This is a genomic window from Novosphingobium sp. PhB57 (assembly GCF_004342985.1).
GTDB lineage: Bacteria > Pseudomonadota > Alphaproteobacteria > Sphingomonadales > Sphingomonadaceae > Novosphingobium.
The window spans coordinates 1,628,816-1,651,036 of sequence record NZ_SMBO01000001.1 but is presented as its reverse complement, the minus strand read 5'-3'; the positions used below and the strand labels follow the sequence as shown (position 1 = coordinate 1,651,036).

General features: G+C 67.2%; 18 protein-coding genes and 1 riboswitch. Of the genes, 10 read left to right on the top strand and 8 right to left on the bottom strand.

Going from position 1 to position 22,221, the window contains the following annotated elements; translation table 11 throughout:
• Window positions 1-447, top strand: a 447-nt coding sequence (locus EDF58_RS07615; RefSeq protein WP_132263974.1) for an IS30 family transposase, incomplete at its 5' end; no start/stop codon positions are given.
• Between the two features lie 187 nt (window positions 448-634).
• On the opposite strand, the gene EDF58_RS07610 is transcribed toward EDF58_RS07615, so the two are convergent.
• The 3 genes from EDF58_RS07610 to EDF58_RS07600 all read right to left on the bottom strand — a co-directional run bounded on the left by EDF58_RS07610 (window position 635) and on the right by EDF58_RS07600 (window position 6,002).
• A complete protein-coding gene (locus EDF58_RS07610) occupies window positions 635-1,225 on the bottom strand; it encodes a TMEM165/GDT1 family protein (RefSeq protein WP_243654110.1) in 591 nt (196 codons plus the stop codon).
• A gap of 36 nt (window positions 1,226-1,261) precedes the next feature.
• A riboswitch (yybP-ykoY riboswitch) is annotated at window positions 1,262-1,445 on the bottom strand.
• A 154-nt stretch (window positions 1,446-1,599) separates the two neighbouring features.
• Window positions 1,600-4,308: a TonB-dependent receptor gene (locus tag EDF58_RS07605; RefSeq protein ID WP_132263972.1), complete on the bottom strand. Its 2,709-nt coding sequence runs from the start codon at window positions 4,306-4,308 to the stop codon at window positions 1,600-1,602.
• 98 nt (window positions 4,309-4,406) lie between these two features.
• Window positions 4,407-6,002: a hypothetical protein gene (locus EDF58_RS07600; RefSeq protein WP_132263971.1), complete on the bottom strand. Its 1,596-nt coding sequence runs from the start codon at window positions 6,000-6,002 to the stop codon at window positions 4,407-4,409.
• Window positions 6,003-6,299: 297 nt separating this feature from the next.
• Here EDF58_RS07600 and EDF58_RS07595 point away from each other — a divergent pair, with 297 nt between their 5' ends.
• The 8 genes from EDF58_RS07595 to virB11 all read left to right on the top strand — a co-directional run bounded on the left by EDF58_RS07595 (window position 6,300) and on the right by virB11 (window position 14,444).
• On the top strand, window positions 6,300-6,674 hold the full coding sequence (locus EDF58_RS07595) for a hypothetical protein (protein ID WP_132263969.1): 375 nt from the start codon (window positions 6,300-6,302) through the stop codon (window positions 6,672-6,674).
• Between the two features lie 252 nt (window positions 6,675-6,926).
• On the top strand, window positions 6,927-7,280 hold the full coding sequence (locus tag EDF58_RS07590) for a TrbC/VirB2 family protein (protein WP_132263967.1): 354 nt from the start codon (window positions 6,927-6,929) through the stop codon (window positions 7,278-7,280).
• Window positions 7,281-7,308: 28 nt separating this feature from the next.
• Window positions 7,309-7,590 (top strand): VirB3 family type IV secretion system protein, encoded by a 282-nt coding sequence (locus EDF58_RS07585; protein ID WP_021233609.1) that lies wholly within the window; start codon window positions 7,309-7,311, stop codon window positions 7,588-7,590.
• 31 nt (window positions 7,591-7,621) lie between these two features.
• Complete coding sequence (locus tag EDF58_RS07580) at window positions 7,622-10,051, top strand: VirB4 family type IV secretion/conjugal transfer ATPase (protein WP_132263965.1); 2,430 nt, start codon at window positions 7,622-7,624, stop codon at window positions 10,049-10,051.
• A gap of 5 nt (window positions 10,052-10,056) precedes the next feature.
• Entirely contained in the window at window positions 10,057-11,397 is a 1,341-nt protein-coding gene (locus tag EDF58_RS07575) for a type IV secretion system protein (RefSeq protein WP_132263963.1), read from the top strand.
• The gene (locus tag EDF58_RS07570; RefSeq protein WP_132263962.1) at window positions 11,394-12,272 is read left to right on the top strand and encodes a TrbG/VirB9 family P-type conjugative transfer protein; all 879 of its coding nucleotides are present in this window, start codon (window positions 11,394-11,396) and stop codon (window positions 12,270-12,272) included. The genes EDF58_RS07575 and EDF58_RS07570 overlap by 4 nt, the downstream gene beginning before the upstream one ends.
• Before the next feature lie 3 nt (window positions 12,273-12,275).
• Window positions 12,276-13,355 (top strand): TrbI/VirB10 family protein, encoded by a 1,080-nt coding sequence (locus tag EDF58_RS07565; RefSeq protein WP_132263960.1) that lies wholly within the window; start codon window positions 12,276-12,278, stop codon window positions 13,353-13,355.
• Window positions 13,356-13,373: 18 nt separating this feature from the next.
• Window positions 13,374-14,444: a P-type DNA transfer ATPase VirB11 gene (gene virB11, locus EDF58_RS07560; protein WP_132263958.1), complete on the top strand. Its 1,071-nt coding sequence runs from the start codon at window positions 13,374-13,376 to the stop codon at window positions 14,442-14,444.
• A 163-nt stretch (window positions 14,445-14,607) separates the two neighbouring features.
• On the opposite strand, the gene EDF58_RS07555 is transcribed toward virB11, so the two are convergent.
• Window positions 14,608-16,104, bottom strand: a complete 1,497-nt coding sequence (locus tag EDF58_RS07555) for a Ppx/GppA family phosphatase (protein WP_132263956.1) — start codon at window positions 16,102-16,104, stop codon at window positions 14,608-14,610.
• Window positions 16,105-16,151: 47 nt separating this feature from the next.
• Window positions 16,152-18,320, bottom strand: coding sequence for an RNA degradosome polyphosphate kinase (locus EDF58_RS07550; protein WP_165921346.1), 2,169 nt, complete (start codon window positions 18,318-18,320; stop codon window positions 16,152-16,154).
• 145 nt (window positions 18,321-18,465) lie between these two features.
• On the opposite strand from EDF58_RS07550, the gene EDF58_RS07545 reads away from it, so the two are divergent.
• The gene (locus tag EDF58_RS07545) at window positions 18,466-18,747 is read left to right on the top strand and encodes a DUF1294 domain-containing protein (protein WP_132263952.1); all 282 of its coding nucleotides are present in this window, start codon (window positions 18,466-18,468) and stop codon (window positions 18,745-18,747) included.
• Between the two features lie 3 nt (window positions 18,748-18,750).
• Here EDF58_RS07545 and EDF58_RS07540 read toward each other — a convergent pair whose 3' ends face one another.
• The 3 genes from EDF58_RS07540 to kduD all read right to left on the bottom strand — a co-directional run bounded on the left by EDF58_RS07540 (window position 18,751) and on the right by kduD (window position 22,199).
• Window positions 18,751-20,328 (bottom strand): carboxylesterase family protein, encoded by a 1,578-nt coding sequence (locus tag EDF58_RS07540; RefSeq protein ID WP_132263950.1) that lies wholly within the window; start codon window positions 20,326-20,328, stop codon window positions 18,751-18,753.
• Window positions 20,329-20,403: 75 nt separating this feature from the next.
• Window positions 20,404-21,414: a sugar kinase gene (locus EDF58_RS07535; RefSeq protein ID WP_132263948.1), complete on the bottom strand. Its 1,011-nt coding sequence runs from the start codon at window positions 21,412-21,414 to the stop codon at window positions 20,404-20,406.
• Window positions 21,415-21,428: 14 nt separating this feature from the next.
• Window positions 21,429-22,199, bottom strand: coding sequence for a 2-dehydro-3-deoxy-D-gluconate 5-dehydrogenase KduD (kduD, locus tag EDF58_RS07530; protein WP_132263946.1), 771 nt, complete (start codon window positions 22,197-22,199; stop codon window positions 21,429-21,431).
• Window positions 22,200-22,221: the final 22 nt, after the last annotated feature.

Sequence of the window (22,221 nt, the reverse complement as noted above, 5' to 3'; positions counted from 1 at the left end):
GGCGATCTGATCGGAGGCACGAAGAACAGCTACATCGCGACGCTGGTCGAACGCCATTCGCGCTACGTGATGCTGGTCAAAGTTGCCAACAAAGATACCAGGAGCGTCGTGTCGGCACTGATCCGGCAGACGCAGCGCCTGCCGCGCGAACTCTACCAGTCGCTCACTTGGGATCGCGGCAAGGAACTGGCCGATCATCCGCGCCTTACCCTCGCCACCGATGTCGAAGTCTATTTCTGCGATCCACAATCGCCTTGGCAACGAGGCTCCAACGAAAACACCAATCGCCTGCTGCGACAATACTTTCCCAGAGGAACCGATCTGTCGCTATACAGCCAGGCCAAGCTGAGTGCCGTTGCGCGGCAACTCAACGAACGGCCAAGGAAAACGCTCGAATACCAAACACCCGCCGAGCGCTTTCAAGCTTGTGTTGCCGCCACCCGTTGAACCCACCGGCGATTCCAGCCAGTCCGCTTCCCAATTTCCTGCCTGGCAGGCGTGGCGAACTCCATCCTTCCATCGCTCCCATCACTGTCGTTTCCAGCAGCGCTATGGGCTGGGTGCCGCGCGCAAGGTGACGCTCTTCTTGCCTGATCGTGGCAAACACGGCGTCACCTTGCGTTGAGACAGGGTCTTAGCCCAGCAGGCCTGCGGTCTGGGCGAGCAGCCAGAGGCCGATTACCAGGAACAGCAGCGCGGCGATCGTGCGGACCACGTTCAGGGGCACGCGCTTGATGATCTCGTTGCCCAGGAAAACGGCCGGCACGTTGGCCAGCATCATGCCGATGGTGGTGCCGGCCATGACCGGAAGCACGCTCTGGAAGCGGGCGCCGAGGGCGATCGTGGCGAGCTGGGTCTTGTCGCCCATCTCGACCAGGAAGAAGGCGATCGCGGTGGCCACGAAGGGGCCGAAGCGGCTGGGCTTGGGCTCGTCGTCTTCGTCGAACTTGTCGGGGATCAGGGTCCAGCCGGCCATCACGATGAAGCTGACGGCGACGAGATAGCGGAACCACTGGCCGTCGAGGAAGGCCGAGGCCTGTTCGCCCACAAGAGCGGCAAGGAAGTGGTTGGCGAGTGTCGCCACGAAGATCCCGCCGACGATGGGCCAGGGGCGCTTGAAGCGGGTGGCGAGGACGATGGCGAGGAGCTGGGTCTTGTCGCCGATTTCGGCAAGCGCCACCACCGCCGTGGAGGTGAGCAGGGCCGACGAGAACAGGATTGGCAAGTTGAATTCTCCGGGCCGGGCGACAGACAAGACAATAGCGCGGCAGAACCCGCCCGGCCGGACGGAGCTGCAACGCCATTGGTCTCGCCCGAGCGGTTTCCCGCGCTCCTGTGCGCCATGGTCTCTCGACCAAGTGTGTTGACGACAGGTCCTGCTGATCTTGCCGGGAACAGTCCCAAGGCAAGGGGGCGCAGGCGGCTACTCCCCAGATGACCCGGCGCCCTTAGCGCGTGCGGCCGCCGCTGGCAAAGAAAAAACGGCCGGTGACAAAGCGGCTGCGAAACGGGCGGTCGGCGAAAAAAAGGCCGGCCGCATTGCTGCGACCGGCCCTTGAGTTGCCGTCGGGAGGGCAGGAAGCCTCCCTGGTGAGTGGGTTAGAACTTCGCCGAAGCCGAGAGCGAGAAGGTGCGGCCGACGTCGTAAGTGTTGTAGTTGACGCGGCCATCGACCATCTGCTGGTACTCCTGATGGCTCCGTCCGGTCAGGTTGCGGCCTTCGAACTTCAGTTCCAGTTCCTTGCCGGCGACCACGAAGCCCTGGCGAACCACCAGGTCGATCGTCAGGCCGGGATACTCGAACAGATCGGGCTGGCCGGAGTTCGCAAGACCGCGGCTGACCGCGCGCTTGCTGGCGTAGTTGAACAGGATCGTCTGCTGCGACAGGTTGGCCGTGTCCTCCAGGCCGATCTGCACGTTGGCGATGTGCTCCGACTGGCCCGTGAGCGGCGCGCCGTCGCGGAAGTAGTCGGTAGCCAGCGAGGTGCCCGTGCCGGCGCCGTAGATGCGCACGGTGTCGCCGTCCTGCACCTTCAGCTTCGACTTGGTGAAGGTGTAGTTGCCGAGCAGTAGCAGGCGGCGGGTTTCGAAGAACTTGCCCATGTTTTCCAGGGGCACGTACTTCTGCACTTCGAATTCGGCGCCGTAGAGGTCTGCCTTCGGCGCGTTCGCATAGGACGTTACGAAGGTTTCGGTGCCGGTCAGGAACGATTCGATCGGGTTGTCGATCCGCTTGAAGAAGGCGCCCAGGGCCACGCGCTGGTCACGATCGAAGTACCACTCGTAGCGGGCTTCGGCGTTGTAGAGCTGGCTGTCGATCAGGAACGGGTTGCCCTGATAGGTGCGGTTGGTGTCCGGATCGAAGTAGGGTTGATAGAGCAGCTCGCGGAACTGCGGGCGCGCGATCGTCTTCGAACCGTTCAGGCGAACCTGCATGCCGGGCTCGATCTCGTAAGTGAGGGTGAGCGCAGGCAGGAAGTATTCGTTCTTGAGGTCGGTCGCCTTGGTCGCCGGCTGGCCGATCGGGCGCAGGATCGTCGATTCCTTGGCATATTCCCAGCGCACGCCGAGATCGAAGGAAAGCGCGTCGGTCAGGCTGCCGTCGAGCTTGCCGTAGAAGGCGTGGTTGAGCAGGCGCGAGTCGAACTGGGCCGTGCTGGCATCCGGTTCGCGCAGTTCGAGGCCGTAGTTGACGCCGTTGTCCTGCAGGTACCAGGTACCCGGCTGGAGCAGCACGTCGAGACGCAGCAGGCCGAAGTTCGAGATCTGCGTCTGGTCGCCATTCGCGTAGATCGAGAACGAGCGGCGCGTGTTGGTGCGGGTGTTGATCTGGTAGGCATAGCCCACCGTACCCGTCCAGCCCGGCGAGAACTGATGCGAGACGTCGGCACCGGCCGACCAGACATCCTCGTTCAGGCGCGAGAAGGTGATCGTGGTCGGGTCCTGGTTGCCGTTGCCGAGACGGTTGACGAAGTCGTTGCCGTAATCGTCGGTCGCGGTGTTGGTGCGCAGGTACTCGGCGTTGATTTCGAAGGGCGCGAGGCGCTTCGAGTTCGCGTAACCGGCGCGCAGGTCGATCTCGGTGTTGTCGGCGGGGTGGAATTCACCGACGAACTGGGTGTCGATCAGCTGGCGTTCGTACCAGGCCGTCGTCTGCTCCATGTAATCGGCATTCGGGTTGTTCTCCCGCTTGCCGAGACGGAGGCTGGCGTGCTTGTCGGTGTCGTGAATGTAGACGTTGGTCCAGCGGACCGAGTTCTCGCCCCATTCGAGACCGAGGCCGAGCAGGCCGTTGGCGACCACGCGGTTGTCGGTGTTCACCGCCTGGAAGTTTTCGAACAGCTGGTTCGGGTCGGCGGTCAGGCCCTGGGCGCGCTGCTGCGTGATCGCCTTGGTCTGGGTCTTGTTGGAATATCCGCCCGCGGCGATCACGCCGAGCGTGAATTCACCGAGTTCCCACTTCGTGCCTGCCGAGACATCCACCGAGAAGTTAGGCTGGACGTGGTCGTCGCGCTGAACGACGGCGTTGCGGCCGTTGACCAGGAGACCGCCAAGCTGCTGGGCCAGGTCCGAAGTCGGGTTGATGACCGTGTCGCTGTTGAAATAGTCCTTCAGCGCCGAAGGCACCGAGCGGTTGCCGTTGTCCCAGCCCGTCCAGTCGGTCTTGCTGCCGTAGTAGGTGTAGCCCATCTGGTTGGTGGTTTCGGTATCCCAACCGATGCCGCCGCCGATGGTGAGGAAGCTTTCCGTCGGGATCGCCTTGGTCGTCAGGTTGATGACGCCGCCGCCGAATTCACCCGGGAAGTTCGCCGAATAGCTCTTCTGCACGAGCGAAGAGGCGACGATGCTGGTGGGGAACAGGTCGAGCGGAACCACGCGCTTGAGCGGCTCGGGGCTGGGCAGCGGCGAGCCGTTGAGCAGGGCCAGCGAGTAACGGTCGCCAAGGCCGCGCACGTAGACGTAGCCGTTGCCGACCACCGAAAGGCCGGTGACGCGGCCCAGGGCGCCGGCGATGTCGCCCTCGCCGGTGCGCGCGATTTCCTCGCTCGACAGGATCGAGATGACCTGGGGGGTTGTCCGCATGATGTTGCGGTTGCGCTGGCCGGTGACGACGATCGCGCCGCCGGGCAGCGAAACGTCCGGTGCTTCCGCTTCGTCGGCCGGCTGCGCGACGTCGTTCGTCGGCGTGGACGGTGCCGCGGAGCCCTGATCGGTAGTAGGCGAAGTGCTGTCCTGCGCCCACGCCATCGCCGGCGTGAGAATCGTCGTGGAGAGCAGCAGCAGCGATGCGAGCCGCGGCTTGGTCATGGTTGGTCCCCCTGGAACACGGATTTCGTTACGAAGCATCGGATGTGACAAAGGGGGCGGCCGCTAAGGACCGCCCCCCGGTGTCACGGGCGGTCCGCTCAGGTCGTCGGCAGCGCGGTGCAGGCTGCGTTCGAACCGAAGTTCGCGGTCGCGTTGTCGCAGGTCCAGCCCTTGTACCAGGTGTCGCTGGCACCCGAGACGGCGCCGATGTAGGTCACCTTGTCGAAGAAGCTCGACAGGGTGGTCACGTCGTAGGCCGCAACGCCGCTTTCGTTGGCGCCGTTGATGAAGGTGCTGGTCAGCGTCGAGGTATAGGCGTCGCTGTTGTTGTTGGTGCCGGTGGCGAACTGGGTCTGGGTGTTGGCAGGCGCGTAGGTGCCCGAACCCAGGTACTTGGTCGCGTTGCAGCTCATGACCACCGAGAAGGCCTTGAGCGTGGCAGGAACCGTGCCCGAGCCGTTGAGGCGAAGGCATTCGTTGGCCGGCGAAACGATGATGCCGTTGGCCAGCGTCACGTCGGCGTTGCCGCGGATGAGCAGCGAGGCCAGGTCGTTGGCTTCGTTGTTCGAGCTGGCGGCAGGCTGGACCATCGTGAAGTTCGCGATGTTGGTGACCTGACGCGGCGTATCGGTTTCGGCACCGTTCGAGTCGGCTTCGACCAGGGCGTCGCCGCCGCCGCTGCGCTGCAGCAGCATGACGTACTGGAAGTTGCCCTGGAGACCGGTGTCGATGTCGAGGCTGTCATCGTCGGCGTTGACCGAGATGTAGTGCTTGAAGTTCACGGCGCCGCCGAAGAATTCGGCGCCGTCGTCCGAGCTGTTGACCGACTGGAAGTAGTCCAGGGTCGTGCCGGTGCCGGTGCCTTCGGTGGTGAGCGACTGCAGTTCCTTGCCGTTGCTCAGGATGTATCCCGAGTAGCGGATCTGCACGTACTTCATGGTGCCGGCGTTGTAGGTGTTGTCGGCGCCGCCGAAGACGGCCTTGTTGACCGCACCTTCGGTGTCGCGCTCGCAGGTGCCGGCAGCGGTCGAACCGTAGTTGCAGTCCGTGACCTTGCCGCGGCCGAGCAGCACGACGCCGCCCCACTGGCCCATCGAGCTGTCGTTGTTGGTGCCGACGACGTTTTCGCGGCTGGTGAAGATGATCGGCTTCGCGGCAGTGCCGGTCGCGTTGATCTTGTTGCCGCGGTTGACGGCGAGCCAGGCGGCTTCGGCGCCGTTTTCACCGTAGATGATCACGCCCGGATCGATCGTCAGCGTGACGTTGGTGTCGGCCGAGAGGACGCGGCCGTTGCAGCTGGCGGTGGTGGTGGTGAACGTCGCGGCCGAGGTCGGCGCGGCGAAACCGCCATCGCAACCTACGTCCACGCGGCCGGCGATGCGATAGAGAACGCCGGCAACCTTGGGGAGGCTGGCGTTGACGTCGACGAGCGCGGGCAGCGTGCAGACGCGCCACGAGCCTTCAGGACCGGAAACGGTGCCGCTGTCGGTCAGGCCGCCGGTGGCGTTGAAGGTCGGGCAGCTGGCTGCCGCGACGACCGTGCCCGAGGTCGGGGCGGGGGTCGGAGCGGGAGTCGGCGTCGGATTGTTGATGACGATGCTGCCGGCACCCGGCGAGGAGATGTCGTCGGCGCCGCAGCCGGCGAGAGCGAGAGCACTGCAACCGATCAGCAGCGCGCCATGAATGGTCTTCACGTGAATTCCCCCGTTTGTCAGGTCGAGCCGAGGCGGCGAGTCCGCCTTCGCTGAGCGCGGGGTCTAGGAGGGGGGAGTGACAGTTTGTTGGCGCTAACGTGACACTAATCTGCAGTTATGCGACGGTGATGTGACAATTGACCGGCATTACCTCGAAAGAGGTAGGGGCGACTCGCGTTTCTGCCCGGATTCACACGTCGATTGCAGTTTTATGACAATTGCGTCATTTTCTTGTGAGACACGGTTTTTGCGCGGATGTTGCATTTCATCAACAGATCGAAAAACCGGGAGATTGCCATGTCCTTCACTGCCCTCGCCGCCACTCTCCTGCTCAGCCAGGCCGCCGTTTCGGCCGCACCCGCAACGCCGCTGAACGACAGGATCGACGTGGCCTACACCGAATTGTCGAGCGGACAGGCCGGGGCCGCCGTCAGCAAGCTGGAAGCCTCCGGAGCCACGAAGTCCGAAGATCCGGCAACGCTGATCAACCTGGGGTCGGCCTATGCCGCCAATGGCCAGACCGAAAAGGCGCTGGCGACCTATCGCGCCGCCGTCGCCAGTTCCGATCGCTACGACCTGCAACTGGCGGACGGATCGTGGGTCGATTCGCGCGCCGCGGCCCGTCTTGCGTTGAATAACCTGCTGCGTACGACGGCCCGCGCATCGCGCTGAACGCCGTTTGTACGATCAAGTCTCTGTAATGCGGGGAGGGATCGTTCCCTCCCCGATGAATCAAGCGGCGCTGGCCTTTCGGGACGCACCTGAATTATAAGACGCCCACACAAAAAAGGGTGTGGTGGGTTGCGGCGCCCCTTCTGAGTTGACCTGAATTTCTGTGACGCGTGCAACAGGACTGCCAGATTGGCCGTCTCGTCGTCACATTGCTGTCATCCAGATGGAGCACTGCGCCCTCATACGGAGGGCATGGTGATTCGGTACGCACAGCTTCAAACCCGCAAGGTACGGGGATATTTCTCGATTTTCGCGACCCTGGTTGCCGCGTCGCTGGGCTTCGCGCCCATGGCGGCGCAGGCCCAGCAGGTAACGCGTGCCGATCCGGCCGGATCCGGCCCGATCGTGGCCGCGCTCGGATGGTTGCAGGGCACGCTGCTCGGCAATGTCGCCACGGCCGTGGCCGTCATGGCGGTGGCCGCGGTGGGCTTCATGATGCTGACCGGCCGCATGAACTGGCGCTTCGGCGCCACCGTCATCATTGGTTGCTTCGTGCTCTTCGGCGCCGGCGCGATCGTGACGGGCATCCAGTCGGCCGCCGGCTGATGCCGGCCCCCGGGTCCAGGAGCTGTCCATGAGCCTCGCACGCTATCCCGTGCACCGCGCGCTCACGCGCCCGCAGATGTTTGCGGGCGTGACGTACAGCTTCTTCATCATCAATGCCGCGGTGACGACGGAGATCTTCCTCATCACCAAGAGCTTCTGGGCGCTGCCAGCAGCGCTCGCGATCCACGGCGCCGGATACCTCGCATGTCTTCGCGAACCCCGGGTGTTCGACTTGTGGATCGCCAAGGTCAGCAAATGCCCGCGCGTGCCGAACTGGCAGCGATGGGGCTGCAACAGCTACGCGCCCTGATCGAATAACAAGGGACGCGGGGGAAATGACGATGGCGAAGAACAGGAAATCGGTCCTCAAGAGTGCGCTCGGGGGTTGGGGCGCCAAGGAAACGCTGGTCGGCGACCGGCTGCCCTATCAGGCACTGGTGGACGAAAACGTCGTGCTGCTGCGCGACGGTTCGGTGATGCTCTCGCTGATGGTGCCGGGCTTCGCTTTCGAAACCGCCGACAGCGAGGAACTCAACGCCCACGTCGCCACCCGCGAAGTGCTGCTGCGTTCCGCGCTCGATGCGCGCTTCGTGCTCTATCATCACGTCATCCGCCGCCGCGTCGAGATCGCGATGGAGGGCCAGTTCGAGGACTCGCTCGCCGCGCATATCGATGCACGCTGGCGTGCGCGCACCGGATCGGGCGCGCTCTTCGTCAACGACCAGTTCGTCACCCTGGTGCGCCGCCCGGCGCGCGGCAAGGCGGGCTGGCCCGACAAGCTTTCGCGCATGCTCCGCAACAAGGGCAATGCCCCGGCCGAGGCCGATCCCGCCGACGTGCGCGCGCTTCGTGCCGCTGCTTCGGCCATGGTCGCGTCGCTGGGCGCCTATGGCGCGCGCCTCCTGGGCGACTACGAGGGCCAGGCGGGCCAGTGCTCGGAAGTGCTGGAACTGCTTTCGGCGCTCTATAACGGCGAGATGCGCCCGGTGCGCCGTCCGGTGGACGGCACCGACATCGGCCATATGCTGCCTTATCGCCGCATCAACTTCGGCATGGACGCGCTCGAACTGCGCGGCGCCGCCAGCGCTTCGTTCGGCTCGCTCGTCAGCCTCAAGGACTATCCCGACAGCACGGCGCCGGGCCTGACGGACGCACTGCTGCGCCTGCCCTGCGAACTGGTGCTGACCGAGACGTATGCGCCTTCGGACCGCCAGATCGCCCGCGAACGCATCGACCTTGCCATCCGCCGCCTGCGCTCGGCCGACGAGGAAGCGATGGCGGAACGCCGCGAGATGTCTTCCGCGCGCGATTCGCTCGGCACCGGCGCGGTCGGTTTCGGGGACCATCATCTCTCGGTTCTCGTACGCGCCGATTCGCTCGACGCCCTCGATGAAGTCACGGCGCTCTGCGCGGCCTCGCTTGCCGATGCCGGTGCGGTCGCCGTGCGCGAGGACGTCAACATGGAGCCGGCGTTCTGGGGCCAGCTCCCCGGCAACGAGGCCTTCATCGTCCGCCGCGCGCTGATTTCCAGCGCCAATATGGCCTGCTTCGGTTCGCTCCACGGCTTCGCGATGGGCCAGGCGAGCGGCAACCACTGGGGCGATGCAGTGACCCTGCTGGCGACGACCAGCTCGACGCCGTTCTTCTTCAATTTCCACCAGGGTGACCTCGGCAACTTCACTGTCATCGGTCCGTCGGGTTCCGGTAAGACCGTGGTCATGAACTTCCTTGCCGCGCAGGCGCAGAAGTTCAATCCGCGCACCGTGCTGTTCGACAAGGACCGCGGCGCCGAAGTGTTCCTGCGCGGCATCGGCGGCACCTACAGCCGCGTCGCTGCCGGACATCCGACGGGCTTCAACCCGCTCTCCCTGCCGGACACCGCCGCCAACCGCGCCTTCCTGCGCGACTGGCTGGGCGTGCTGCTCGATGCCAAGGGGCCTGAGGAACTGGCAACGGTCGCGGGCGCAGTGGATGCCGCCTATCACAACGACCCGTCGCTGCGCCGCCTCTCGCACTTCCGCGAGCTGCTGGCGGGCGCGCGCCGCCCCGAACCCGGCGATCTCGCATCGCGGCTCGATGCCTGGATCCAGGGCGGCGAGCATGGCTGGCTGTTCGACAACCAGTACGACAAGCTCGACCTTTCGGCCCGCGTGCTCGGTTTCGACATGACGGCGCTGCTCGAAAGCCCGCGCCTGCGCACGCCGGTCATGATGTACCTGTTCCACCGCATCGACGAGCGCCTGGACGGCGAGCCGACGATGATCCTGATCGACGAGGGCTGGAAGGCGCTCGACGACGAGGTCTTCGCCGCCCGCATCCGCGACTGGCTCAAGACGCTGCGCAAGCGCAACGCGCTGGTGGGCTTCGCCACCCAGTCGGCGCGCGACGCGCTGGACAGCAAGATCGCCACGGCCCTGGTCGAACAGACAGCGACGATGGTGTTCATGCCCAATGCCCGCGCCCGCTATGAGGACTACTGCGAGGGCTTCGGCCTTTCGCAGCACGAACTGGACGTCATCAAGACGCTGCCCGCGCAGTCGCGCTGTTTCCTGATCCGTCAGTCGGACGCGTCGGTCGTGGTGCGCCTCGACCTTTCGGGCATGCCCGAGGTGCTCACCGTGCTTTCGGGCCGCGAGAGCACCGTGCGCAAGCTCGACCAGCTGCGCGAGCGCTACGGCGATGACCCAGCCGCCTGGTATCCGGTGCTGACCGGCTTCCAGTGGCCCGGTGAAAGCGATGACGACGCCGCCTGGATCGAGGCGGCGGAGTAAGGGCGATGAGCACCGCCTGCGAACAGCTTACGGAAGTCGCCAGCGGCGGTGTCGCCCCGGCGCTCCGCGCGGTCGACTGCGTGGCCAACGAGATGGCTTCGGCCGCCTTCGGCCGCCTGTTCGGCGCCGAAGGGGCCATGGCCCCGGTGCTGACCATCCTGCTCACGCTCTACATAGCCTTCTTCGCGACCTCGTTGCTGACGGGCCGTTCCAGCCTTGGCATTTCGGCGCTTACGCCGCGCATGCTGACGCTGGGCCTCGTCCTCACGTTCGCGACGAGCTGGATCGCCTATCAGGGCGTCGTCTGGAACCTTGCGGTGGGCGGACCCGACTGGATCGCCTCGCTGCTGATGGGTGCCAAGGGTTCGGCAACCCAGCTGTTCGGAGACCGCATCGACGTGGTCTTCAACGCCATTGCCGAGGCTTCGCAGAACGCGGGGCAGGGCAGTGGTGGCGGCGAAGTGGCACAGGGCGCGGCCCAAGGCGCTGCGCAGACGGCCGGTGCGGCCAAGTCGGTTGCCGCCAGCGGCGGCGCGGCGGGTCTGTTTTCGCCCGACAGCGTGATGTGGATGGGCGCGCTCATGCTGCTGCTCGGCACTGTCGGCGTCCTGCTGACGGCACGCATCGCCCTTGCCATCCTGCTGGCGCTCGGCCCGATCTTCGTGGTCATGGCGCTGTTCGGCGGCACGCGGGGCCTTACCGCGGGCTGGCTGCGCGGCGTCGTGCTGACGGCGACCACCCCGCTCTTCGTCGTGCTTGGCGGCGGGATCACGCTGGAACTGCTGGTGCCGATCGTCTCGGCGCTGGTGCAGGGCGCGCAGCTCGGCCAGATCGACGGACGCGCCGCCATGGCGCTCTTCGTGGTAGCGGCGGTGCATCTGGCGCTGATGGGCATGGTTCTTAAAGTCGCGGGAACGCTGGTGTCCGGCTGGCGGGTCTTCGGTCTGGCCAATGCCGAGCGCGGACGCGGCGGACGCGGCGCCGCGGCGCCGGCCGCTTCGGCCCCGGCTTCCGGCGGGCAGGTCCAGCCTTTCGTCAACACCGCCACCCAGTCGCGCACCGCGGCGGTTTCGGCTGCCAGTGCGGCCGCCATGGCGCCCGTTCCCGGTCACGATCAGGCTGGCGGCGCGTCTTCGGGCGACCGGCGCACCGTCATCACCCAGGTCTCGGGCGGCGGGATCGAACCCCTGGGCGCGAGTCAGGCCTCGCGCACACGCGGTATCGGCAGCCGCTTCCGCGCATCCAATGACACCGCGGCAATTCATAACGGCCAAAGTCAAAACGGGCCCGGAAAAGGCGCGTCCGGCAATACGGGCCGCGCTCCGGCCAAGGAGAAGTTCACATGATTCGGCTTCAGGCCCCGGCCCGCGCCTACGCCCGCGCCTACGCCCGTGCCTACGCTTGCGCCCTGGCCGCGACCGCCGTCCCGGCGCTTGCACTTCTGGCCGCGCCCGCGCAGGCGGATGAGCGACTGGTGCAGCACGCCTATTCCGACAACGAAGTCGTCCGGATCGACGGCCGCACCGGCGTCCAGGCGACCATCGCCTTCGGCAAGAACGAGGCGATCGAGAACGTGGCGGTCGGCGATTCGCAGACCTGGCAGATCACGCCCAACAAGCGCGCCGATCTGCTGTTCGTGAAGCCGCTCGACGCCAGTGGCCGCACGAACATGACGGTGGTGACCAACCGCCATACCTATTTCTTCGACCTCGTCGCCTCGCCCAAGGCGCGCCCGCTCTACATGCTGCGCTTCACGTACAAGGACGAGCCGGCAGAGACCGTGCCCGGTGCCCCCGGTGCCGCGCGGACGGCTGCGCTCGACCCTGCCGAACAGGCGCTGGCGGCGGGCGATCCGGCGGCCACGCCGGTCGACGCCTCGGCCCTGAACTTTGCATGGAAGCGCGCCGGCATCGCCAAGCTGCAACCCGCGCGCGTCTATGACGACGGGATCTCCACGTACCTGCTCTGGCCGGACAACACGGCCGTGCCCGCCATTCTCGTGCAGAACGAGAAGGGCGACGAAGGCCCGGTGAACTACGCGGTGCGCGGCCAGACGATCGTGCTGGGCGAAGTGCCCAAGCTCATCATCCTGCGCTCCGGCAAGGCCAGCGCCACGCTGGAAAACCAGCGGCCCGACGCGCCCGCCCCCGCCGGCTCGGGTGCCAGCGCCGCGGCTCCGGTGGCGACTGCCGCAAACCTCGCTTCATCGAACGGGAACTGACACATGGCGCCCAATTCCACACTGCGTGAGAAGTTCGAAAGCACGGCCGGCGCCGATCCGCGTGACGGCGAGGGCGCTCAGGTCATCGACCTGGCCACGCGCAACGTCATGCCGCAGGTCAGCCAGCGCAAGAAGGCCGATGGCCTGGGCCTGGCCGCCGGCGTCCTGATCGTGGCCGCACTGGGCGGCTTGACCCTCTGGTCGATGGACTCGGTCCGCAATGGACCGGCGGCCCAGCCCCAGCCCGCCGCGCCGCAGCCGATCGCGCCGCCCGCTCCTGCGCCGGTCGCCGCTGCGCCGCAGCCCGAAGCGACGCCCGCCCCGCTGCCGGCGCCTGCGCCCGCTCCGGTCCTGGCGGCCGCTCCCGGCGCTGCGCCCGCGCCCGAGGCCAATCCCTTCGCCAACCCCACCGTGGTGTTCGATGCCGGCGGCAATGCCGTGACGATCCCCGCCGTGGGCGCAGCCGGAGAAGGCAAGGCGGCCAATCCCAACGATGATTTCGCCGCGCGCATCGGCGGCACCGGCACCACGGCCGCCGCGGCCCATACTTTCGATCCCGCCACCACGGTCACCCAGGGCACCCTGATCCCGGCCGTGCTGGAAACGGCGATCGACACGGACGTGCCCGGCTACGTCCGCGCCATCGTCTCGGCCGACGTCCGCAGCTTCGACGGCAAGCGCACGCTGGTCCCGCGCTCCTCGCGCCTGATCGGCCAGTACAAGAGCGGCCTGACCGCGGGCCAGAAGCGCGCCTACGTGATCTGGAGCCGCCTGATCCGTCCGGACGGCGTCTCGGTCAACCTCGGCTCTCCGGCCATCGCCTTCGGCGGCGAGACGGGCCTTCCGGGCAAGGTCAATAGCCACTTCTTCGAACGCTTCGGTTCGGCCATGCTGCTTTCGGTCGTCGGCGGCCTGTCCACGCTCGCCACCAGCGGCTCCAGCGTGGTGGTCGGCGGCGGACAGTCCGCGGCGGCAGCCGCCGTCCAGCAGAGCGGCAGCGTCGGTCCGACGATCCGCGTCCGCCAGGGCGAACCGATCCGCGTCTTCACCGCCAAGGACCTGGATTTCAGCCAGGTCCAGTGATCCAGGTCTCGTTGCAACATGGTCGCCGACGTCTTCTCCCTTCAGCCCGAGCGCTCCGCGATCGGCAAGCCCGTGACTGACCCCGAGGCCGGGGCCGGCCTTTCCGCGGCGCGATCGGTCTATCTCGACGCCTATCTGGCGCCGCTGCGCCCGTGGCTCGACCGCGAGACGGTGACCGAGATCCTCGTCAACCGCCCTGGCGAGATCTGGGTGGAGGACGCGGCGCATCCGGGGATGCAGCATATCCGGTTGCCGGAGATGGACAACCGCCTGCTCCAGCGCCTGGCGGAACAGGTGGCGCGGATCAGCCACCAGGGCATCAACCGCGAACATCCGCTGCTTTCCGCCACTTTGCCCGGCTACGGCAGCCACTCCGGCCAGAGCGGCGGCGGCGCGCGTATCCAGCTCGTCGGGCCGCCGGCGACGCGTTCCAACTGGGCCATGGCGATCCGTCGCCATCGTCTGCTCGAATTGCCGCTGGACGCTTACGACCGCGGGCCGATCGCCCCGCTGGTGGAAGAGCCGACGCCCGACCCCATGGCCGAGCCGATCGCCTTCCTGCGCGATGCCATCCGCCGCCGCCGCACCATCCTGATCTCGGGCGGCACGTCGACCGGCAAGACCACCTTCCTCAACGCCATGCTTTCGGAAATCCCGCAGCACGAGCGCGTCGTCGTGGTGGAAGATACCGCCGAACTGCGACTGCCGGGCGCCAATGGCGTCGGCCTGATCGCGGTGAAGGGCGAACTCGGCGAGGCCAAGGTTTCGGCCAACGACTTGCTCCAGGCCGCCTTGCGCCTGCGCCCCGACCGCATCGTGCTGGGGGAACTGCGCGGCAGCGAGACCGTCTCGTTCCTGCGCGCCATCAACACCGGCCATCCCGGCTCCTTCTCCACTGTCCACGCGAACACGCCGCGCGGCGCGCTGGAGCAGATCGCGCTGATGTCCATGCAGACCGGCATCGGCCTCACGCGCGCGGAGACGCTGGAGTATGCGGCGTCCGTGATCGACATCGTCGTGCAGCTGGACCGCCAGGGCGGCAAGCGCGGCATCAGCCAGATCGCCGAAAGCGCGACCCTGGTGGGATAGCACGGAGCGCTCGACCTTCGAGCGCTCCCCAAAGCGAGCCCGCGATCGTCCAGAGGCGCGCAAACACCCCCGTCATCGTGAACGTGTTTCAGGATCCGTTCGTGACCGCCGAGTGGCCTGTTCGGCGACCGGCTGCACCTATCGGGTCAGCTTCCGGCGGCGTTCAATCCACCAAGGCCAGCCCGCTGGAATCGCGAACCTCGCAGGCCAGGCCCAGCCAATCGGCCAGCGCCTTGTGGTCCTTGGCGACGCCGGGGCTGTAGAGCGGGCGCATGGCGGGAGAGAGGGTGAGCACCAGCTTGCCGTCCTCGCTGCGGACGGCGCTCTGGGCAAGGCCCTGCGCCGAGCAGCCCGTGAGGCGGCGGCACAGGCGCACGGCCAGGCCCCAGCCGATCGCCCGGTCCAGGTCTTCCTGCACGGCGAGGCGGGTGAACTGTTCGGGCACTTCGGTCTGGCCGGAATTGGCGAAGACGGTCATGGCCATCATGCCGCGTCCGTGCATGTCGAGGCCGATCCAGCGCTTGCGCAGGGCCCAGGTCATGGCTTCCTCGGTACGCAGGTTCGGTTCGGTGCGCATCGCGGCCAGGGCGAGCAGGCCCGAGGCCTGGCGAAGCTGGCGATCCTGCGGTTCCTCGCGGCAGACCGGCGCGGTCCAGCGGGCGAGGGCCATGGCGTCGTCCGCCGTGACCCGGGCCGAGGCGGAGAAACCGGCGACGCTGGCGAGCATTGGGTCCTGCGCCTGGATTTCGGCGGGGAGCTGCGCATGAAGCAGGCCTTCGCGCAGGCCCCATGAGGAGAACACCAGCTTCGACGGCTTGAGCCGCGCGATCACTTCCACCATCAGCGCGGCGGCATCGGGCAGGGTGGCGAGGCGGCTGGCGGAAATGCGCGGATCCACGTCATTGAGCTTGCCCTTGGCAAAGATCCGCGCGAGGCGCAGCGCTTCGGAGGCGGGAAGCTCGAAGCCGTGGGGATCGTCCACCGGGAAGTCGAGCGCGCGCATCGCCTGAAGCGCCAGGGCGCGCCAGGATCCGCCGACGATGTAGAGCGGCTGGCCGCGGCCCTTGGCGTCATGGGGATCGCCCCAACCGGCCTTGTCGAGGGCCTTGTGCACGGTTTCGGAGAACCTGCTCTCGCCCGCGGCGCGCAAGTCGGGCAGCAGCAGGGTGCCGAACGGCAGGGTGATGCCGCCGGTGCTGCGGCCTTCCGCGATTTCCACGAGTTCCAGGCTGCCGCCGCCAAGGTCCGCGGCCACGCCGTGCGCGCCGGGGAAGGCGGCGATCACGCCGGTGGCGCTGGCGCGGGCCTCTTCCTCGCCCGAAAGCAGGCGGGGGGAGAGGCCGAACTGGCGCACGGCATCGAGGAAGATCTTGCCGTTGGAGGCGTCCCGCGCGGCGGCAGTGGCCACGCACTCCACGTCCTTGACGTCGAGCAGGCGCAGAAGGCCCGAGAACCGGGCCAGCGCCACCAGCGCGGTCTTCATCGACTTGTCGTTGATCGCGCCGGTCTTGCCCAGATCGCGGCCGAGCCGGGCATTGACCTTCTCGTTCAGGATGACGACCGGCGCACGCGGCGGCCCGTTGTAGACGACCATGCGCACGGTGTTCGAACCAATGTCGATAATCGCGCGCTTTTCGCTGCTGTGGCTAATGCCGATCATTCCGTTCAGACGAATCGCCCGGGAGCGGGCTGCCTGCGCTCCCTATGTCAGATATTGCCGCGCCTTAGCGAGAGCTTTGGCACCTTTCGTCCACTGGCAAGCGATGCGCCGCGCCCGGAGAGCGACGGGTTGGTCATGAAATAGCGGTGGAGATTGAACGGGTTGTCGCTCTCTCCCACGCGCTCCGAAGTGCCGTCCGGATGGAGAATCCAGGACTGTTCGGTGTCCAGCAGGTTGGCCAGCATGACCTGGTCCAGCACCTGGTCGTGCACGGTCTTGTTGGTGATCGGCACCATGACCTCGACCCGGCGGTCGAGATTGCGGCTCATCGCGTCGGCCGAGGTGATGTAGACCTTGGCCTTGCGGTTGGGCAGTTCCGCGCCATTGGCGAAGGCCCAGATGCGGCAGTGTTCGAGGAATCGGCCGATGATGGACTTGACCGCGATATTCTCGGACAGGCCCTCGATCCCGGGGCGCAGGCAGCAGATGCCGCGCACCACCAGGTCGATGTCCACCCCGGCCCGGCTGGCGGCGTAGAGGCGGTCGATCAGGTCGGGATCGGTCAGCGAATTGAGCTTGGCCCAGATCGCCGCCGGCTTGCCGTTGCGGGCATTCTCGATCTCGCCGTCGATCCCGGCGTAGATCGTCGAGCGCAGCGAGATCGGCGAGATCGACAGGCACTCCGTCACCTTGGGCTCGACATAGCCGGTGATGAAGTTGAACAGCCGGCCCACGTCGCGGCCGATCGCGGGATCGGCGGTGAAGTAGGACAAGTCGGTATAGATGCGTGCCGTGATCGGGTGATAGTTGCCGGTGCCGAAGTGGCAGTAGGTGCGGTAACCCTCACCCTCGCGGCGCACGATCATCGAGGTCTTGGCGTGGGTTTTCCAGTCCACGAAGCCGTAGATCACCTGGACGCCGGCCCGTTCGAGCTGGCTGGCCCAGAGCAGGTTCTGCTCCTCGTCGAAGCGGGCCTTCAGCTCGACCACCGCCGTCACCGACTTGCCCTGTTCGGCGGCGTAGATCAGCGCGGAGATGATCGCGGACTGCTTGCCGGCGCGGTAGAGCGTCTGCTTGATGGCGATCACGTCCGGGTCCCGCGCGGCCTGGCGCAGGAAGTCGATCACCACCTCGAAGCTTTCGTAAGGATGCTGGACGACGATGTCCTTCTCGCGGATGGCGGCGAAGATATCGCCGTCATGTTCGAGAATGCGTTCGGGATAGCGGGGGGAATAAGGCTCGAACTTCAGCTCGGGCCGATCCTCGTCGCAGATCGCGGAAAGGCCGGAGAAGCCGATCAGGCCTTCCGTCTTCATGATCAGCGCCTTGTCGAGGCCGAGCTGGTTGCGCAGCAGTTCCTCTGCGGAAGGATCGAAGGCGCCCTGAAGCTGGAGCACGATCACCAGGCCGCGGCGGCGGCGCTGGATCGCGGTGCGGTAGTAGCGCACCAGATCCTCGGCATCTTCCTCGATCTCGATGTCGCTGTCGCGCAGGATGCGGAACACGCCGTGGCCGTTCACGCCGAAGCCGGGAAACAGCTCGTCCGCATTGCGGCAGATCAGGTCCTCGATGGAAATCCAGGCCGCGTCCTCACCCGGGATCCGCACGAAGCGCGGCAGCGGGGCGGGGATCAGGACCATTTCCATGACCGGCGCATCGTCGGCCAGGCGGGTCAGCGCGAAGAGCACGCCGATGCCCTGGTTGGCCACGAAGGGGAAGGGGTGCGCGGGATCGATCGCCTGCGGGGTGATCACCGGCATGACGTGTTCGAGGAAGTAGCTGCGCAGCCAGGCCTCGCGGTCGCCGTCGAGGCGGGCGTCGCCCACCACGCGGATGCCGCAATCGGCCAGCTGGAGCTTGAGGTCCTTCCAGGTTTCCTGCTGGATCTGCTCCAGCTCGATCACTTTCTCGTGCGTGGAGGTCAGCGCCTGCGAGGGAGTGAGGCCGTCGATCGAGATTTCCTCGATCTGGCGGCGGACCTGCCCGGCGAGACCGGCGACGCGCACCATCAGGAATTCGTCGATGTTGCTGCCGGAAATCGACAGGAACCGCAGACGTTCGAGCACCGGATAGTTCGGATTGGTGGCTTCGGCGAGGACGCGCTCGTTGAAGGCGAGCCAACTCAGCTCGCGGTTGAAGAACCGCGCGGGCTGGGTGGAAATATCGTCGACCTCGACGATTTCCGGGGCTTCGGTGGTCTCGGTAATTTCGAGCATGTCCTGGCTCTTCACATCTGCTCCGTGTCAGTCACTGCACTTGCATGCCACGATGACAGTTTGCGGGCAGTCTGGCCAGTCTTACGGGCGGTTTGCCGGTTCTTTCGGCTGGACGGAGCCGCGCTCTGCTGGAATGGCGGCGGGGATGGACATTCCCACCCTTGTTGCCGCCTATCTCGCCCTGGCCAACCTCATCGCCTTTTTCGCTTTCGCCTTCGACAAGGGCCGGGCGATCGCGGGCGGACGGCGCGTGCCGGAGCGGCGCCTGCTGGCGTTCGCCGCGCTCGGCGGCTCGCCCGGCGCCCTGCTGGCGCGCCGCGTGCTGCGGCACAAGACGCGCAAGCAGCCGTTCGTGGACCGGCTGCGCTGGATCGTGACGGTTCAGGCGGGCGTGGTGGCGGGCCTGATCTGGGCCGCCTGGGCCTGACGATCAGGTGCCGGGCTGGACATAAGGCGCGGTAGCCCAGAGCTTGCGCTGCCAGCCGCGCGGGTCGTCCTCCATCCGCGTCTCCTCGCCGAACACCATCGTCGCCCGCGTGGGGACGGTGTAAGGGCGCCAGTCCGCCGCCCGATCGCCGGAGCCGGGACGCCCGGTTTTCGCAAGGCCGGTGAAGGCCGCCATCATCGTCTTGCTCAGCGCCCGGGCCTTGTCGTCCGTGCCGGAGAAACTGCCCGGAGCGTCGAGCGTGCCGAAGACATAGGGAATGTCGTCGGTATGCGCCGCGCCGCGCAGGGGATCGACGGGCGAGGGGCGTTCGAGCTGGTAGACCCAGGTGGCCTCGGCCCCGGCTCTGGCGCGCGCGTCCGCCTCGATCACCTGGCCCGGCCATGAGCGGCCCGCGGTGGTGGCGGCATAGTAGATCTGCTCGGCGGTCCAGTCCGGCTGGCGGGCGCGGTACTGGTCGATCATCCACTGCGGATCGAGGTCGATCTTGACCTCGCGGCCGACGCGCTCGGCCAGGTTGCTCCAGTCGAGGCCCTTGAGCCTGGGGCCGCGCGGGTCGAGGAAGGCGCGCGTCTCCTCGTGGGTATTGCCCAGGATCATCGGCACCGACACCGACTGCGGCGCGGCGTCCGGCCAGAAGGGATGGCGCGGCAGATTGGTCATGTCCAGCACCGGGCCGAAGTAGAGCGGGCCGCTGCCCATGACCGGATCGGTGGCGGCAAGGCCGTCCACCAGCCGTTCGATCGGCAGGTTGCGCAGGCCCTCGACATCGCCGGGCGCGAGCTTGACGGCGGCCATCAGCGCCTGCGTGCGCGCCCAGGCGTGCATCGGGCCGCTGGCCTGGACTTGCTGGCCGCTCATGGTCGCGGCGCTGTGGAACAGTCCCCGTGCGGCGGGCATGGCCATGAGCGTGGCGATCTTGGCGCCGCCGCCGGACTGGCCGAACACCATGACGCGCGCCGGGTCGCCGCCGAACCGGGCGATGTGATCGCGGACCCATTGCAGCGCGAGGATGAGGTCGAGCTGGCCCAGGTTGCCGCTGTCGGCATACGTCGCGCCGAAGGGCTTGAGCCAGGCATAGCCGAGGGCATTGAGGCGGTGGTTCACCGAAACGACCACCACGTTGCCGCTGCCCGCCAGCCGGGCGCCGTGCGTGAGGGGGTCGGTGACCGAGCCGGTGGTATAGGCGCCGCCGTGGAAATAGACCATGACCGCGCGTTTGGCGGCCGGGTTCGCCTCGGGCGTCCAGAGGTTGAGGAAAAGGCAGTCCTCGGCCTGACGCTCGCTGTCGAGGCCGCGCTGGGGGCAGATCGGGGCGGAGGCCTGGGCCTTGACCGGCGGCCCGGCCCAGGGTTCGGCCACTGCCTGCGCGAACCGCGCGGCGTGGCCGTAGCGGATGCCCTTGAAGGCGAGCACGCCCTGTTCGGCAAGGCCGGTGTAGCGGCCAACGACCGGCGCGGCGGCCGAGCCCGGCGAGGGCCGTGCCAGAAGCGGCGCGGGGGCTGCGGCAAGGGTCGCTGCCGAGGCCACCAGGGTGCGGCGAGTGATGCGCGGTGCCGTCATATGCTCCCTCTCCCCCAGGTCGTGCCGGATCGGGTCCGGGGCGACGATCCGGCCGGCCTCAGAGTGCGCCCAGGCTCACCGCCTGACATCGCCTCCGGAAATCGAGAAGGCGTCCAGTTCGGCGCGGCCGATGAGGCTCATGTCGCCGTGCAGCGAGTGCTTAAGCACCGTATAGGCCAGCCCCGCATGGGCCATGGCGGACAAGTCGCCCGCCTCCAGCCACTGGTGCAGCACGCCGGCCGCGAAAGCGTCTCCGGTGCCGATGCGGTCGACGATGCCGGTCACGTCGGCTTCGGCGGTCTGGACGGCATCGTCCCGGCCGTCGACGCGGGCGGCGATGCGGTGGTGGCCGGCATTGACGACATGGCGCGCGGTCGAGGCGATCACCTGCAGGTTCGGGAAGGCCGCGAAGGCCGCCTCGGCCGCTTCGCGGCGGCGGTCGGCGCCGTCGCCGGAGAAGGTCTCACCCAGCAGCAGCGAGATGTCGCGGTGGTTGCCGATCATCACCGTGGCGGCCGAAACCATCTCGGTAAGAATCTCGCGCGGGTTGCTGTCCCAGCTTTCCCAGAGGAGGGCGCGGTAGTTGCCGTCGAAGCAGATCGGCACGCCGGCTTCCTGCGCGGCGCGCACTGCGGCCTTGGCCAGCGAGACGCCGCCCGGTCCGAGCGCCGGGGTGATGCCGGACAAGTGCAGCAAACGCGCGCCGTCCAACGCGGCGGCAAAGTCGAAATCGTCCACGGCGGACTGCGCGAAAGCGCTGCCGGCGCGGTCGTAAGTGATGGCCGAAGGGCGCAGGCCCGCGCCGGTCTCCAGGAAATAGAGCCCCATGCGGCCCGGCCCGGAAGTCACGCCGGAAAGGCCCACGCCTGCTGCGCCCAGCGCCGCGCGGCACTTGTCGCCCAGCGGGTTGGCGGGCAGGCGGGACACCATGCGCACATCGTGGCCGAGCGAGGCAAGACCCGAGGCGACATTGGCTTCGGCCCCGCCCACGACCATGTCGAGCGCATCGGACTGGACCACCAGCCGCGCGTCATGGGTGGCGAAACGGATCAGTACTTCGCCGAAGCAGGTAACGTGGCCAGTCATAGTCTAGAAATTCCTCAGCGCGCGAGCCAACCGCCGTCTACGGCGAGGACGTGTCCTGTCACATAGTCCGAAGCCGGGGAAGCCAGGAACACGGCGGCGCCGGCAATATCCTTGGGATCTCCCCAGCGGCCGGTGGGAATGCGCTCCAGAATCTGGCGGTTGCGCGTCTCGTCGCCCTGCAGCGCGGCGGTGTTGTTGGTGGAGATGTAGCCCGGCGCGATGGCATTGACCTGCACGCCCTTTGGCGCCAGTTCGTTGGCCATGGCCTTGGTCACGCCGCCCACGCCGGACTTCGCCGCCGCATAGCTGGGCACGCGGATGCCGCCCTGGAACGTCAGCAGCGAGGCGATGTTGACGATCTTCCCGGCGCTGGTGCCTTCCCGGGCGCGCTCCACCATGCCCCTGGCCGCCGCCTGGCTGAGGAAGAACAGCGTCTTGAGATTGGTGTCCATCACCGCGTCCCAGTCCTCCTCGGAGAACTGGAGCAAGTCGTCGCGGCGGATGATGCCGGCATTGTTGACGAGAATGTCGACCTTGCCCAGCCCGGCCACCGCCTCGTCGATCACGCGGCCCACGGGCTCGATCGAGGAGAGGTCGGCCTTGATGTTCACGCACTTGCGCCCGGTCGCTTCGATCAGCGCGATGGTCTCGGCCGGTTCGCTGCGGCCGGCGAGGGCAACGTCCGCGCCCGCTTCCGCAAGCGCAACGGCTATGGCCTGCCCGATCCCGGTGTTGGCGCCGGTCACCAGCGCGGCCTTGCCTTCGAGGCTGAAGGAAATCGCCATAAGTTAAGTCCTGTCCCAATCT